Consider the following 12904-nt stretch of genomic DNA (forward strand, 5'->3'; position numbering starts at 1 on the left):
CTTACGGATTGAGTATAGCTCCAGTATCGCAGAATCAAACCCCTAATCAGATACCCCTCGCGGGGTAAGCCTGGCAGCTCAGTTTAATGGCAAGCATTGTGCGGGTCTTTTTGATCCGGTCAGAAAATGATTGATTTTTGACCGTAACATTACTATAAAATACATGTTAATGGCTGGCGGCGTAAGCCAGAAAATATTTTGCTGGGGGATAGAATGGAAAAACTGCTGTTTCGAGCCAATAGTGCGATGGTGTGGTCTCTGATTGGGTTGGTTGCCACAGTCTTGATGGCGTATCCGCTGGCAGGCCGGTTTCCCATGATGATTCAAGTCCTGGCCCATGTGGGGACCTTGTTGTTTGCCGTTGGTATCAAAATATCCTACGTCGCACGGCTCGTGTTTTTAAGCCGCTTGGGGAGACCTGTTCACTGATTAGCGATAGAATAGGTGAAAGATTGAACAGTGCTGAGGGTCCCGCTATGACCGTGCGATCCGGAAAGACCGGTTTCAGGGTTCTTGCGTACATATCCATAGGGTTAGCCGCAATCGGGGTGGTCTTGCCATTGTTGCCGACCACGCCCTTTGTGCTGCTGGCGGCCTTTTTTGCGAGCAAGGGCTCCCCCGCTTTTGCCAGCTGGCTTGAAGAGCATCCGTCTTTTGGTCCTGCTATCAGGGATTGGCGCCGGAATAGGGTTATACCCTTAAGGGCCAAAGTTCTCGCATGTGGCATGATGTTGCTGAGCTGGGGAATTTTGTTCGCGATGGGCGCTGCCACTGTGGTTTTGGCCATCTCGGGAACTTTCCTCGCGGGTGTAGCGTCTTATTTGCTTACCAGACCCTCGTACTGACCGCTTTCACAGAATAACCGGAGTGTTGAATGCACATTACCCGTTACACCGATTACTCGCTTCGCGTGTTGATTTATCTTACGGTGCAGGGTGATCGCCTGACAACGATCCAGGAAATTGCAGACAGCTACGACATTTCCAAAAACCATCTGATGAAGGTCGTGCACCAGCTTAACAAGAAGGGTTACATTGAAACGGTGCGTGGGAAAAAAGGTGGTATGAGATTGCACAGGGCGCCTGAAGACATCAACGTGGGTGTGCTGGTGCGTGACACAGAGCATGACCTCAGTCTTGTTGAGTGTTACTCCTCTAAAAACACCTGCAAAATCTCCCCGGTTTGTGGTCTTAAACCCATATTTGGGGAGGCCTTGCAGGCGTTCCTCTCGGTGCTCGATAAGTACACGCTGAAAGACATCATGAATGAGCAGCATCAACCGCAATTATTAAGACTGCTTCAGATCGCCTGATATCCCCTTTTTGCTTTTCCATTCCCGGCCTGTTTCAGGCCGGTTGGCTCTCAAGCCTCATGCGCAAACGGTCCGGTAACGAGTACTTCAGTATTCTTTTTACGACCGTGCCGTATTGGTGCCTGAAACTACCGGTGTTGTAGCGGATGCCATGCTTGCGGCAGACGCTCTGAACCCTTTCGGAAACCTCGGGGTACCGGTGTGCTGGCAGGTCCGGGAAAACGTGATGCTCTATCTGATAACTCAAGTGCCCGCTAAGCAGGTGTATAAGTTTGTTGCCGGTGAAGTTTGACGAGCCGGTAAGCTGGCGCAGATACCAGTGCCCCTTGCTTTCATTCTCGCAGTCTTTCTCATCAAAGGTTTCAGCGTCCTCCGTAAAGTGGCCGCAGAAAATCACCGTGGACGACCACAGATTGCGCATCAGGTTGGCGCCAAGGTTTCCGGCCAGCACGATGGGCGCCACAGGAAAGGTAATGAGCGGAAAGAACACATAATCCTTGAAGGCTTGACGCCCACCTTTGTGAAGCGCGTCTTTCAAAAACGGAAGCTTGTCGCGCAGGCGAATCTCGCCGCGCCTTACCCGCTCAAACTCCAGTTCATGCAAGCCAACGCCCCACTGGAAGAACACGCTGAGCATCACATAGCTTAAAAACTGCAGGCTGTGGGCCGGATGCCATTGTTCGTCATCACTCAGGCGCAGCAGTGCATAGCCGTAGTCCCGATCCTTGCCGATGATGTTGGTGTAGGTGTGGTGTTCGTAATTGTGCGTGCGGCGCCAGGAGTCGGATGAACAGGCGGTGTCCCACTCGTAGGTTTGAGAATGCAGAGAGGGGTCGTTTATCCAGTCATACTGGCCGTGCATCACGTTATGGCCAATTTCCATGTTCTCTATGATTTTGGAAAGGCCCAGCGAGACCGTTGCCGCCACAAAAACGGGTGGGATAAAACCGAACGGCATCATTACCCGGCCACCCACTTCGAGGGCGCGGTGCAAGCGAATTACGCGGCGAATGTAATTGGCGTCACGCTCTCCCAGATCCGCGACGATTTCATCGCGGATGCTGTTCAGATCTTGTGCCAATTCCTGGAGCTGGTCTTCGGTCATCTGTGACATGGGGTTGCTCCTTAAATCTCGATGGTGACAGGGCCATGGGGGATGGATATGCAAAGCTGAACGCTCTCTTCCCCTGGCCCGGAAGCCTTGCCTGTGAGCCGGTTAATCACTGTGCCGCTGGTTTTGCGGCAGCTGCATTGGTGGCATATGCCCATACGACAGCCGTGGCGGGGCGAAAGACCGGACGCCTCTGCGATTTCCAGAAGACTGGCGTCGCCCTCAGAACTGGCTTCCAGATTGCTCTTTCCAAACTGAACCTTGCCGCCAAGAACCTGGTTCGCAAGGTCGGCATTCAGTGCCGGCGCTGCGGTGGAAAAAAAGGTGCTGTGGATGTCTTTTTTGCGTATGCCATGCTCGTGCAATTGCTTGTTGGCCAGGTCCATCAGTCCCTTGGGGCCGCACAGGTAGACCTGCCTTGCTTTGAGCCCGGGCACAGTGCTCAGGTCCTGGCTTTTTAAGTACCGGGGTTTGTCGCTTTCATCCGTCGCGATGATTCTCAAAGTCAGCGCGCTGTAGCGGCGTTCAAGAGCATGCAAACGCTCGGCGGCAATGATGTCCTGCTGGGTGCGCACGAAATAGAGCAGAGTGACCGGTGCCCGGAAATCCTGAGCTGCCATAGTTTCCAGATGGCTTAAAACGGGCGTAATCCCGCTACCGCCGGCAATAAAGAGCACAGGCTGCGGGGGTTCTGGCAGCAGGAAATCGCCGAAGGCCTCGCCCAGTCCCAGCACCTGACCCTCACTCAGGTTGTCGTGCAGCCAGTTGGTTACCAGGCCGCCCGGCAGACGTTTGATGGTCAAGGTGACAAGCCCTTGTTTGGCCCACAACTCCGGAGAACTTGAAAGACTGAAGGTGCGGGTGCGCTGAACGCCATCAATCTCAACGCAAATGTTTACGTGTTGGCCCGCTTGAAAACCCGCCCAGCGTGCGGCAGGTTTCAGTGTAAATGTGCGGGTATCAGAGGTTTCCTGAATTACTTGCTCAACCCTTGCGAGGGTTTGCCCCTGCACCAGCATGGGGTTGAGTGTCTCAAGCAATGGATCGAAGAAGGCAGCCGGATCATTCCGGTTAAAAAGCTGCCTTCCTAGCCAGTGCAGAGCTCGTGTTTGGGGAATTCTTGCCGGCATGATGCTTTCTCCTTATGCGGCCTGACTAATGTGTACACTTGTTTACATGTTGTGTACGACTGTACACATGGACTTTCGGGCGCACAATGGAGATGGTTTCTTTGGCGCAATATGACAAGTATCCGGTGTTTTAAAGTCCTCGTCTGTGTACACTTGTGACTTGGACTCAATGATAACGGCAGTATGGGCAGGTGATGTCGGAACGAAAAAGGCGCAAGCCCGGTGAAACCCGTGACAAGCTGATGAGTGCGGTGCTTACATTGGTGGGCAAGGGCAGGCATTTTGCCAGTCTTGGTATTCGTGAGGTGACCCGCCAGGCTGGCGTGGTGCCCACATCTTTTTACCGGCACTTCCGCAATATGGACGATCTCGGGCTGCAGCTGGTTGATGAGCTTGGACTAGTCCTGCGCCGAATGATGCGGGAGGCGCGGGAAAACGTGCTTCAGGCGGACAAGCTGATTGAAGAGTCGGTGGGGATTTTTGTCAGTCACGCCCAGGCAAACCGCAGCTTTTTTCTGTTTATGGCGCAGGGGCTAGCCGGTGAAAGTCGGGCTATTCAGGACGGTATTCGCAGTGAAATGCGGTATTTTGCCAGTGAGCTGGCGAACGATTTGCGGCGTCTGAAAATGGCGGATCATCTTTCAGATGGCGATCTGGATATGACCTGTGATCTGGTAGTTCGCAGTGTGGCCTTCAGCCTTACAGATCTGATCGGTGTGTCGGCAGAAGACGAGTATCAGGTAGAGCAAATAAGGAAGCGAACATGCCGCTTCCTTCAGCTTATCTTTGTGGGTGCGGCCCACTGGAACAACCCGCAGCCCTGAACACAGGGCTGCCTGCGGTCAAGGCTTCGTGCTTTTGCTGACCCGTGCTTTTTTCGGTTTGCGCTTGGGCGGAAGAATCAACTTCTCCAGTTCATCCAAAGCTTCTCCTGTGTACACCGCAAGCTTCTGCATGCTGGGCAGGGTATCCCGGCATCCGGTAAACCCGAAGTTCAACGATCCCGCGTAGCTCAGGCAGGTAATGTTCAGTGCGCCGCCATGGGCAATCAACGAAACCGGATACATGGCTTCCAGTTTGGCACCCTCGTAATACAAGGGTTCCTGAGGGCCGGGTACGTTCGAGATGGTAACGTTGAACACTGGGCGCATACGGCCGCCAAGGCCTGATAGAAGCTGCAGAATATAAGGCGACATCAGCAGCATGGTGTACTGGGTGAGGGCGCTCTTTGGCAGCTTTTGCAGGTGTTCTTTTGCTTGATGGGTGGATGTCTTGATGTTCTGCAAACGAGTAAGTGGATCGGATTCGTTTGTGGCCAGAGATGCGATCATAAAGCTGATTGCCGTGCCCGTGCCCTGATCATCTGCAGGCCGTATGTTTACGGGAATGCCTGCTGTAAGAGCGGTATTTGGCAGATCACCCTGCTCCATCAGAAAGCGCCGAAGTGCCGTGCCGCATAGATAAAGAACGATGTCGTTCAGGGATGACTTGGATATGTGGGCCAGATCTTTCAGGCGGTCAAGCTGGTAGTGCTGCGTGGCGAAGCGACGCTGGCCTGTTACCCGGTGGTTGATCTTGGATACCGGCCCGGCAAAGGGTGCAGTAAGGCCGGTCTCCGGGTGGCGAGCAGACTGCATGAGACGGTTACCCGCACGCAGCAGCGTGGGTGCCATATCAGCCTGCAGTTTGACCGCCCCCAATGCCTGAGAAAAAATGGCGGGAACACTTTGCCTGGTCTCGCTCTTGCGGGGTTTGAGCCTTTCTGGCCGCATAGCCCAAGGCGGCAACATGCCTCGCTCACCAGGGTCTTTGCTCAAAACCCGCTGGAGTAAACGCACGCCACTGATACCATCAATCATTGAGTGGTGCATTTTGGTGTAAAGCGCAAAGCGGTTGTTTTCCAAACCTTCAATAACGTGGCATTCCCAGAGCGGGCGAGCGAAATCAAGAGGGTTGGAGTGCAGGCGCGATACCAGAACGCCGAGTTCCCTTTCGCCGCCAGGTTTTGGCAGGGCTGAGTGGCGTACGTGGTAGTCAAGATCGAGATTCTTATCGCGTATCCAGGCCGGTGCAATTAGCCGGCCGATCGCGCCTGACCAGGCAAGTTTTGTACACCAGGGGGGCGCAATTTCCCCGGTTTCCTTCATGCTGCGCACCATATCGCGAAGGAAGGTGTCAGGAGCACCCTCCGGTAGCGAAAAGATCAGCATGTTACCGACATGCATTGGTGTGTCTTCAGACTCTACAGCGAGCCACGAGGCATCCAGTGTTCCCAGGCGTTTCATTCCTTGCGCACCTCTGCCCAATTGGGGGCTTGAAAGTTGGACTTTGAAAAGTTGGACTTTTAGTTGTTGCTTGCAAGTATACGGGTTGCAGACCCTACAGACGATCACCTGGATGAAAAAAAGTAAGAATGGATCACAAGCTGTTCGAGGCTTTTGTTACATTCATGCTCCCGAAAGTGAAACGCTTGTGATAGGTTCACAGTATTGGATTAATAAAAACAACAACATCGGAGGCGCTGTGGAATCCAGCCCCCTTATCTCAGCCGGACTGCCAATCGCTCTGTTTATTATTATGATCGGTATAGGCATGACCCTCACCCTTCGTGATTTTCGCCAGGTGGCCGTTTACCCCAAAGGCATGGTTGTGGGCACAGTCGCGCAGATTGTATTAATGCCCATTATTGCCTTTGCGTTGGCGTCATTACTGGCACTGCCGCCCGCCATCGCGGTGGGGTTGATTATTATTGCCGCCTGCCCCGGTGGAACCACCTCCAACCTGTTTGTACTGCTTGCCCGGGGTAATATCGCCCTCTCCATTGTGCTGACCGTCAGCGCCAGCCTGATTACCATTATTACTCTGCCACTGATCACCAATATGGCTCTTCAGTTTTACATGGGTACCGAAGAGGACATTACGCTGCCGGTAGGGAAAACCATTGGCATGCTGGTTGGTATTGTTCTGTTGCCGGTGGCGATAGGTATGCTGGTGCGTTCTCGCAAACCTGAAGTGGCGCGCAAGGCAGAGAGTATTGTGAGTGTGTTTGGCGGCATTGTGCTGGCGGTGCTGATTGTGGCGCTTGTCTACGGAACGCGGGATCAGATCTGGAAGCTGCTGGCGCAAGCGGGACCGGCAACGCTGTTGCTGAACGGGGCGGGCATTTTTATCGGTTTGCTCGCCGGCCGTGCAGCCAGCCTGACGCAGCGGGAATCCCTGGCGGTGGCGGTGGAACTGGGAGTTAAGAATGGAACGATTGGCCTGATGGTCACGCTCACTCTGCTGGAGTCCAGCACTATGTCCATTCCGGCAGCGGTCTACGGCGTGCTCATGTTCCCGATCGGATTTTTGCTGGCTATGTATGGTCGGCGCGTTATCCCCAAAACCACGGCGGGCCTTGGGGAGTAGGAGCTGCCGGCGCTCCCTCGCCGGCGATGATCAGGTAATTACTTCCGGCCGTCTTTATCTATTTTGGTAGGCTCCAGACTGCCATTGCGGAAATCGATTTCCAACTCATACCCGTCGGCATTATCACCTTCCACTTCAATATCGCCTTTGGCGTTGATGCTGATTTCCTCAATCCGGCTCATGCCCTGATTCATACTGGCATCAATGTAATCAGATACTTCGGCGGCAGACAGGCCCCAGGGGCCATCTGTACGCTTGCGGCGCTCTTCTTTTTTAATGGTGCCATCGCTGCTTACATCCAGCTCGACAAACCACTCCCCATCTACCCAGCCTTCGATTTCCATGCTGCCATCATCGTTGCGGTCATCTTCCAGTTCAATGCTGTGAAAGTGGGAAATACCATAGTCTGAACCGATCTGGATGGCGCGTTTGGCGTCGTCAATGGTTCCGGATGCAAAGGCCAGTGGTGCGGCAACAAGGCTGGCGGCAAGTACAGATGCGATAAGTTTTTTCATAGTGTTACTCCTGACTCGTTGGTTGCAATGTGTCTTTCAATCGTCTTTTCAGTGCTTGTGGCAATGCGCCCGAGGCAAGCTGGCTGATGCAGGGCTTCCTGAGCGTTGAGTGCATCTTAAGTAACGCCTGCTTGCAGGAGGGTGAGTGTTTCGTTCATGGTTCATTCATGTTGGCTCTGACAGAATGAACCCATGAAAAAACTGCCCTGCTATCTTCTGAAGCTGATCATCCCCACCGCTGCGTTTATTGTTGCGGCGTTTGCCATTGCCTTGTGCCTGACCCTTCCCATGCCAGCCTCCGCAGATGAAGACTGGCGCAAACTCCATGAAGAGGTGCAGGCCGGCCGCATAAAGCCCTTGGGTGATATTCTGGACAGCCTGCTGCGCGACTGGGATGGCCAGGTGATTGATGTGGAGTTTGAGGAAGACGATGGCCGGCGGATCTACGAAATCGAACTGCTGGGCACACAAGGCCAGGTGGTGGAGTTTGAAGTGGACGCAGTAACCGGTGAGCTGATCGGCATTGAGGGCAAAAACATCAAGGGAATGAAGCGCCAATGAAAATTTTACTGGTAGAGGATGATCAACCGCTGGCACAGGGGCTTGCCGCTTCACTTGAGGATGCCGGCTTGCTGGTGGAGATCGCAGGAGACGGCCGTACCGCGGATTTTCTGATCACTACCGAGCGCTACGACGCAGTGATTCTGGATCTCGGGCTACCCGATGGCAACGGCGCTCAATGGTTGTCCGGATGGCGCGAACAGGGCATTGAGTTGCCGGTTCTGATTCTGACCGCGCGTGAACGCTGGTCAGACAAAGCCGCAGGTTTTTCTGCGGGCGCCGATGACTACGTCACCAAACCGTTTGAAACGGCCGAAATCCTGTTCCGGTTGCGAGCCCTGGTGCGCCGGGCCCATGGCCACGCCCACCCGGTTATCCGCATAGGAGATATTTCTCTGGATACACACAGTGCACAGGTTACCCGTGCCGGAATGCCGGTATCCCTGACGGCTCAGGAATTCCGGCTGCTTTCCCATCTTGTACATGCCGCGCCTCGCGTGGTCAGCCGTGCGGAGTTAACCGAGCATGTGTATGACGGCGACACAGAGCCTGATTCCAATGTGATTGATGTTCAAGTCAGCCGCCTGCGGCGAAAACTGGGCAGCCGGAGTATTGAAACCTTGCGCGGCCAGGGCTACCGGATGGTTTCGGATAACACGGCATCATGATATCGGCAGACAAGCTGCGCCGTCTTCCAATAGCCACACGAATGCTGGCGTCGGCACTGGTGCTGACTGTGCTGATACTGCCGGCTGCCGGCGCTCTGTTGTCGTGGAATTTCAGGGAGGCGGTGAATACCGCCTTCAATGAACGACTTGAAAGCCTGCTCAATGTGGTCATTGCCGGCGTCAGTTATGATGTTCGGCAAGACACTCTGGTGACCAACAGACAGCTGGGTGATTCCCGTTTTGATCGTGTGTTTTCGGGCTGGTACTGGCAAGTGCGTGATGAGGGTGAGCGGGTGCTTACTTCCCGCTCGCTATGGGATCAACGGCTGGCCATTTCTCATGAGCCTGGCATGGCCTTTCGAACCATCATCGGGCCCAGAGATAAACAGCTCCGGTTGCTGGAGCGCGATATACGCCTTCCCAACCTTGATGAGGTTTTACATGTGCAGGTGGCCGCCAGCCTGGATGAAGTCGAAGCACAGGTTGCGAGGTTTCAGACCTTACTGTGGTTGTCGTTGGCGACACTGGGCGGTCTTCTTATTGTGCTGACCGGATTGCAGATCCGCTGGGGACTGGCGCCTCTGCGCCGGATTGAACAAAGCCTGAAAGCGGTAGAACAGGGTCGCCAACCAGCCATTGAGACGAACCTGCCCAGAGAGTTGGCACGGCTGGCGGACGCGATCAATACCGTGCTGGATAGAGATCAGCGCCTGATGGAGCGGGGTAGAACAGCTGCCGGTAATCTGGCTCACGCCCTGAAAACTCCGGTCGCGGTACTGGGCACTCTGGCAGAGCGCTTGCCCCAGGAGCAGCAACAGGCCATGGCTGCGGAACTTAAACGCCTGGATGAGGCTGTAAGGCACCATCTTGCCCGTGCTTCCGCAGCAGGGCCGGTCGCACTGGGAGCGGAACAGGAACTCATTGTCGTACTCAAGCCCGTGGTTGAGGGTGTTCGGCGCCTAGCGGGCAGGCGCGGCCTGGAGTTTCATAGCGAGTTGAACTCAGGGCTCAGGGTGCGGATTGATGCCCAGGACTTGCAGGAAATTGTCGGAAATCTGCTGGAAAATGCGATCAACTGGGCTAAAAGTTTCATAAATTTGACCGGCACCGTTGAAGGGGGCTGGCTGGTGCTCAGCGTTTCAGACGACGGGCCTGGCATGTCTCCGGAAACCCGCCAGCAGGCTCTGAGCCGTGGTGGCAAGCTGGATGAAGCAAAGTCCGGTTCCGGGCTGGGGCTATCGATAGTTACTGAATTGGTGGAGTTGCACGGCGGCGAGCTCCGGCTGGATGACAGCCCCGAAGGCGGCTTGCGAGCCGAAGTGATTCTGCCCCTGGCCCAGCTGCGCTCAGGGGGTTAACGGCGGCGGGTGCGGGCAATGGTACTCATCTAATACCCTACCTTCGTCGACACTTTCGAGATGCACATCAAAGCCCCAGAGCCTGTGTGCATGCCGCAGCACCTCTTCTGTATCTTTGCCCAGAGGCACTCTGTCCACCGGCACATGCCTGAGCATCAGTGAGCGGTCGCCCCGTAAATCCACGTTCCACACCTGAATATTGGGTTCCCGGTAACTGAGGTTGTACTGGCGTGCCAGTTTCTCCCGCAATTCCCGGTAGCCTGGCTCGTCGTGAATGGCCGTTACCTTGTAGTTGTCTTCCATATCGTCATCCTCAATGGCAAACAGCCTCAAGTCCCGCATCACTTTGGGCGAAAGGAACTGCTGGATAAAACTCTCATCCTTGAAGTTGGCCATGGCAAAGTGCAGGGTTTTCACCCAGTCCGTGCCGGCGATGTCGGGGAACCATTCGCGATCCTCATGGGTGGGTGTTTCGCAGATTCGGCGCAGATCGGTGAAGATCGAAAAGCCAAGAGTGTAAGGGTTGATGCCGGAGTACCAGGGGCTATTGAATGGTGGCTGGTACACCACCGCTGTGTGGCTCTGCAGGAACTCCAGCATGAAGCCATCGGTTACCAGACCTTTCTCGTACATTCTGTTCAGCAAGGTGTAATGCCAGAAGGTAGCCCAGCCTTCGTTCATCACCTGGGTCTGGCGCTGTGGATAGAAGTACTGAGCCAGCTTGCGCACAATCCGGATAATCTCCCGTTGCCAGGTTTCCAGTAGCGGGGCATTTTTCTCGATGAAGTACAGCAGGTTTTCCTGAGGCTCCTCCGGGTAGCGTTTTTTGCGCTTTACCGGGTCTTCATCCTCGCTCATTTTTGGAATGGTGCGCCACAGATCATTCACCCTCCGTTGCAGGTATTCTTCCCGCTCTTCCTGGCGCTGGGCTTCCCTGGCGGCAGAAATGGGTGCAGGTCGCTTGTAACGGTCAACGCCGTGGTTCATTAACGCGTGGCAGGAATCCAGTATTTGCTCAACTGCATCCACGCCATAGCGCTCTTCGCATTCGGATACATAATTCCGGGCAAACACCAGGTAATCAATAATGGCACTGGCGTCTGTCCAGGTGCGGAACAGGTAATTGCCTTTGAAGAAGGAGTTGTGGCCATAGCAGGCATGGGCGATGACCAGTGCCTGCATGGGCAGAGTGTTTTCTTCCATCAGGTAGGCAATGCAGGGGTTGGAGTTGATGACTATTTCATAGGCCAGCCCCATCTGCCCGCGCTGGTAGCCTTTGGAGGTGCTGAGAAACTGCTTGCCGAAGGACCAATGATTGTAGCCAACCGGCATGCCAACCGAGCTGTAGGCATCCATCATTTGCTCGGCGCTGATTACTTCAACCTGATTGGGGTAGGTGTCCAGGCCGAACTCGGCAGCGCACTTGGCGATTTCTTCATCGTACTGCCGAATCAGATCGAAGGTCCATTCCGAGCCAGTGGAGATGGGCTTGCGAGTGGCCGGGCTGTCATTGCCTGGCGCATTGGGGCGGTCTATTGCATCGCTCATGCCGCTTTCCTCTCAAACAACCGACGGAAAACCGGGTAGATCTCGCTCGGGTCGGCAATTTGCTGCTGGGCAAAGCTCCCCGGAAATTGCTCCTGTACCCGCTCGTATTCGTGCCAGAGCATCTGGTGATCCTGGGGCGTAATCTCCACATAGGCAAAGTACTGCACCAGGGGCAGAATGCGGTCAGTTAAAAGCTTGCCGCAGATGGGGGAGTCGTCGTTCCAGTTGTCGCCATCGGAGGCCTGGGCTGCATAGATATTCCACTCTGCAGGCGAGTAGCGGGAGTCGATGATCTTGTGCATCAACTTCAAAGCACTGGATACAATGGTGCCACCGGTTTCCCGGGAATAGAAAAACTCCTCTTCATCCACTTCCTTGGCGCTGGTGTGGTGGCGGATAAACACCACATCGATTTTCTTGTAGTTCTTTTTCAGGAACAGGTACAGAAGGATGAAAAACCGTTTGGCGGTATCCTTGTGCATCTGGGTCATGGAACCGGACACATCCATCAGGCAGAACATGACGGCGCTGGTGGCCGGTTTGTGCTGCTTCAGGTGCTGTCGGTAGCGCAGGTCGATTTCATCAATGAAGGGGATGCGTTTTACATTGGCTTTCAGCCGGGCAATTTCGTCCTCAAGCACCCGGATTTGATCATCGTGGCTGAAGGCTGCATCCAGATCGGCAGGCGCGCTTTTGAGGTCCGCGAGTTGGGCCTCAAGTTCACGAATTTTCTTCTTGCGTGCGCCACCCAGACCCAACCGGCGAGCATGGGCACCGCGCAGTGACCGGATAACGTCGAGCTTGGCGGGTACGCCTTGGGTGCTGAACCCGGAACGCACATAATTGAAGGACTCGGTATCCTTGAGCTGCTTTCGGACAAGGTTCGGGAGTTCCAGATCATCGAAAAGGAAGTTCAGAAACTCGTCCTGGGTAATCTGGAAGGCAAATTCATCCATGCCTTCGCCATCTGGGCTGGCATTGCCTTGCCCCTGACCCTGGCCGCCACCACCTTCGGGCTTGGGCAACAGGTCTCCCGTTACAAAATCCCGGTTGCCCGGGTGAACCATCTCGCGATGACCACCCTGGCCGTGATGAAACACCGGCTCATCAATGTCCCGCGTGGGAATACTGACGCTCTCCCCCCGTTCTATGTCGGTGATTGAGCGCCGGTGCACCGCATCCGAAACCGCCTTCTTGATGTGATGCCGGTAGCGGCGCAAAAACCGCTCCCGGTTCACCGCACTCTTGTTCTTGCCATTCAGTCGTCGGTCGACAATGTGGGTCATACCCATA

General features: G+C 54.8%; 14 protein-coding genes. 8 read left to right on the forward strand and 6 right to left on the reverse strand.

All coding sequences use genetic code 11. From position 1 onward, the window contains the following. Window positions 1–213: 213 nt before the first annotated feature. The 3 genes from FFI61_RS00380 to FFI61_RS00390 are packed head-to-tail and all read left to right on the forward strand — an operon-like array spanning window position 214 to window position 1312. Window positions 214–429 (forward strand): hypothetical protein, encoded by a 216-nt coding sequence (locus tag FFI61_RS00380; protein ID WP_200368886.1) that lies wholly within the window; start codon window positions 214–216, stop codon window positions 427–429. 47 nt (window positions 430–476) lie between these two features. Further along, window positions 477–845, forward strand: coding sequence for a YbaN family protein (locus FFI61_RS00385; protein WP_200202821.1), 369 nt, complete (start codon window positions 477–479; stop codon window positions 843–845). A gap of 29 nt (window positions 846–874) precedes the next feature. After that, window positions 875–1312 (forward strand): RrF2 family transcriptional regulator, encoded by a 438-nt coding sequence (locus FFI61_RS00390; RefSeq protein WP_200202820.1) that lies wholly within the window; start codon window positions 875–877, stop codon window positions 1310–1312. Window positions 1313–1346: 34 nt separating this feature from the next. Here the strand turns inward: FFI61_RS00390 and FFI61_RS00395 are convergent, their stop codons facing one another. After that, window positions 1347–2426 carry a fatty acid desaturase family protein gene (locus FFI61_RS00395; protein ID WP_200368887.1) on the reverse strand — a complete coding sequence of 360 codons (1080 nt, stop codon included), beginning with the start codon at window positions 2424–2426 and terminating at the stop codon, window positions 1347–1349. An 11-nt stretch (window positions 2427–2437) separates the two neighbouring features. Further along, window positions 2438–3553 (reverse strand): ferredoxin reductase, encoded by a 1116-nt coding sequence (locus tag FFI61_RS00400; RefSeq protein WP_200368888.1) that lies wholly within the window; start codon window positions 3551–3553, stop codon window positions 2438–2440. A 194-nt stretch (window positions 3554–3747) separates the two neighbouring features. Here FFI61_RS00400 and FFI61_RS00405 point away from each other — a divergent pair, with 194 nt between their 5' ends. Next, a complete protein-coding gene (locus FFI61_RS00405; RefSeq protein WP_200202817.1) occupies window positions 3748–4377 on the forward strand; it encodes a TetR family transcriptional regulator in 630 nt (209 codons plus the stop codon). 18 nt (window positions 4378–4395) lie between these two features. Here FFI61_RS00405 and FFI61_RS00410 read toward each other — a convergent pair whose 3' ends face one another. Next, the gene (locus tag FFI61_RS00410; RefSeq protein ID WP_200368889.1) at window positions 4396–5838 is read right to left on the reverse strand and encodes a WS/DGAT/MGAT family O-acyltransferase; all 1443 of its coding nucleotides are present in this window, start codon (window positions 5836–5838) and stop codon (window positions 4396–4398) included. A 238-nt stretch (window positions 5839–6076) separates the two neighbouring features. On the opposite strand from FFI61_RS00410, the gene FFI61_RS00415 reads away from it, so the two are divergent. Continuing rightward, on the forward strand, window positions 6077–6961 hold the full coding sequence (locus tag FFI61_RS00415; protein WP_200202815.1) for a bile acid:sodium symporter family protein: 885 nt from the start codon (window positions 6077–6079) through the stop codon (window positions 6959–6961). A 38-nt stretch (window positions 6962–6999) separates the two neighbouring features. Here FFI61_RS00415 and FFI61_RS00420 read toward each other — a convergent pair whose 3' ends face one another. Next, window positions 7000–7476, reverse strand: coding sequence for a hypothetical protein (locus FFI61_RS00420; RefSeq protein ID WP_200368890.1), 477 nt, complete (start codon window positions 7474–7476; stop codon window positions 7000–7002). A 192-nt stretch (window positions 7477–7668) separates the two neighbouring features. On the opposite strand from FFI61_RS00420, the gene FFI61_RS00425 reads away from it, so the two are divergent. Genes FFI61_RS00425 through FFI61_RS00435 form a run of 3 tightly spaced genes read left to right on the forward strand, consistent with a single transcriptional unit; the run spans window position 7669 to window position 10063 of the window. Next, the gene (locus FFI61_RS00425; RefSeq protein ID WP_200368891.1) at window positions 7669–8037 is read left to right on the forward strand and encodes a PepSY domain-containing protein; all 369 of its coding nucleotides are present in this window, start codon (window positions 7669–7671) and stop codon (window positions 8035–8037) included. Continuing rightward, entirely contained in the window at window positions 8034–8705 is a 672-nt protein-coding gene (locus tag FFI61_RS00430) for a response regulator transcription factor (RefSeq protein WP_200368892.1), read from the forward strand. Before FFI61_RS00425 ends, FFI61_RS00430 begins: the two co-directional genes overlap by 4 nt. Next, window positions 8702–10063 carry a sensor histidine kinase gene (locus FFI61_RS00435; protein WP_200368893.1) on the forward strand — a complete coding sequence of 454 codons (1362 nt, stop codon included), beginning with the start codon at window positions 8702–8704 and terminating at the stop codon, window positions 10061–10063. Before FFI61_RS00430 ends, FFI61_RS00435 begins: the two co-directional genes overlap by 4 nt. On the opposite strand, the gene FFI61_RS00440 is transcribed toward FFI61_RS00435, so the two are convergent. Both FFI61_RS00440 and FFI61_RS00445 read right to left on the reverse strand, forming a co-directional pair. Beyond that, a complete protein-coding gene (locus tag FFI61_RS00440) occupies window positions 10052–11611 on the reverse strand; it encodes a SpoVR family protein (RefSeq protein ID WP_200368894.1) in 1560 nt (519 codons plus the stop codon). The genes FFI61_RS00435 and FFI61_RS00440 overlap by 12 nt on opposite strands. Beyond that, window positions 11608–12903 (reverse strand): YeaH/YhbH family protein, encoded by a 1296-nt coding sequence (locus FFI61_RS00445; RefSeq protein ID WP_200202809.1) that lies wholly within the window; start codon window positions 12901–12903, stop codon window positions 11608–11610. The genes FFI61_RS00440 and FFI61_RS00445 overlap by 4 nt, the downstream gene beginning before the upstream one ends. Window position 12904: the final 1 nt, after the last annotated feature.

Origin of the sequence: Marinobacter sp. DY40_1A1 (assembly GCF_016597815.1) — a bacterium.
Taxonomy (GTDB): Bacteria; Pseudomonadota; Gammaproteobacteria; order Pseudomonadales; family Oleiphilaceae; genus Marinobacter; species Marinobacter xiaoshiensis.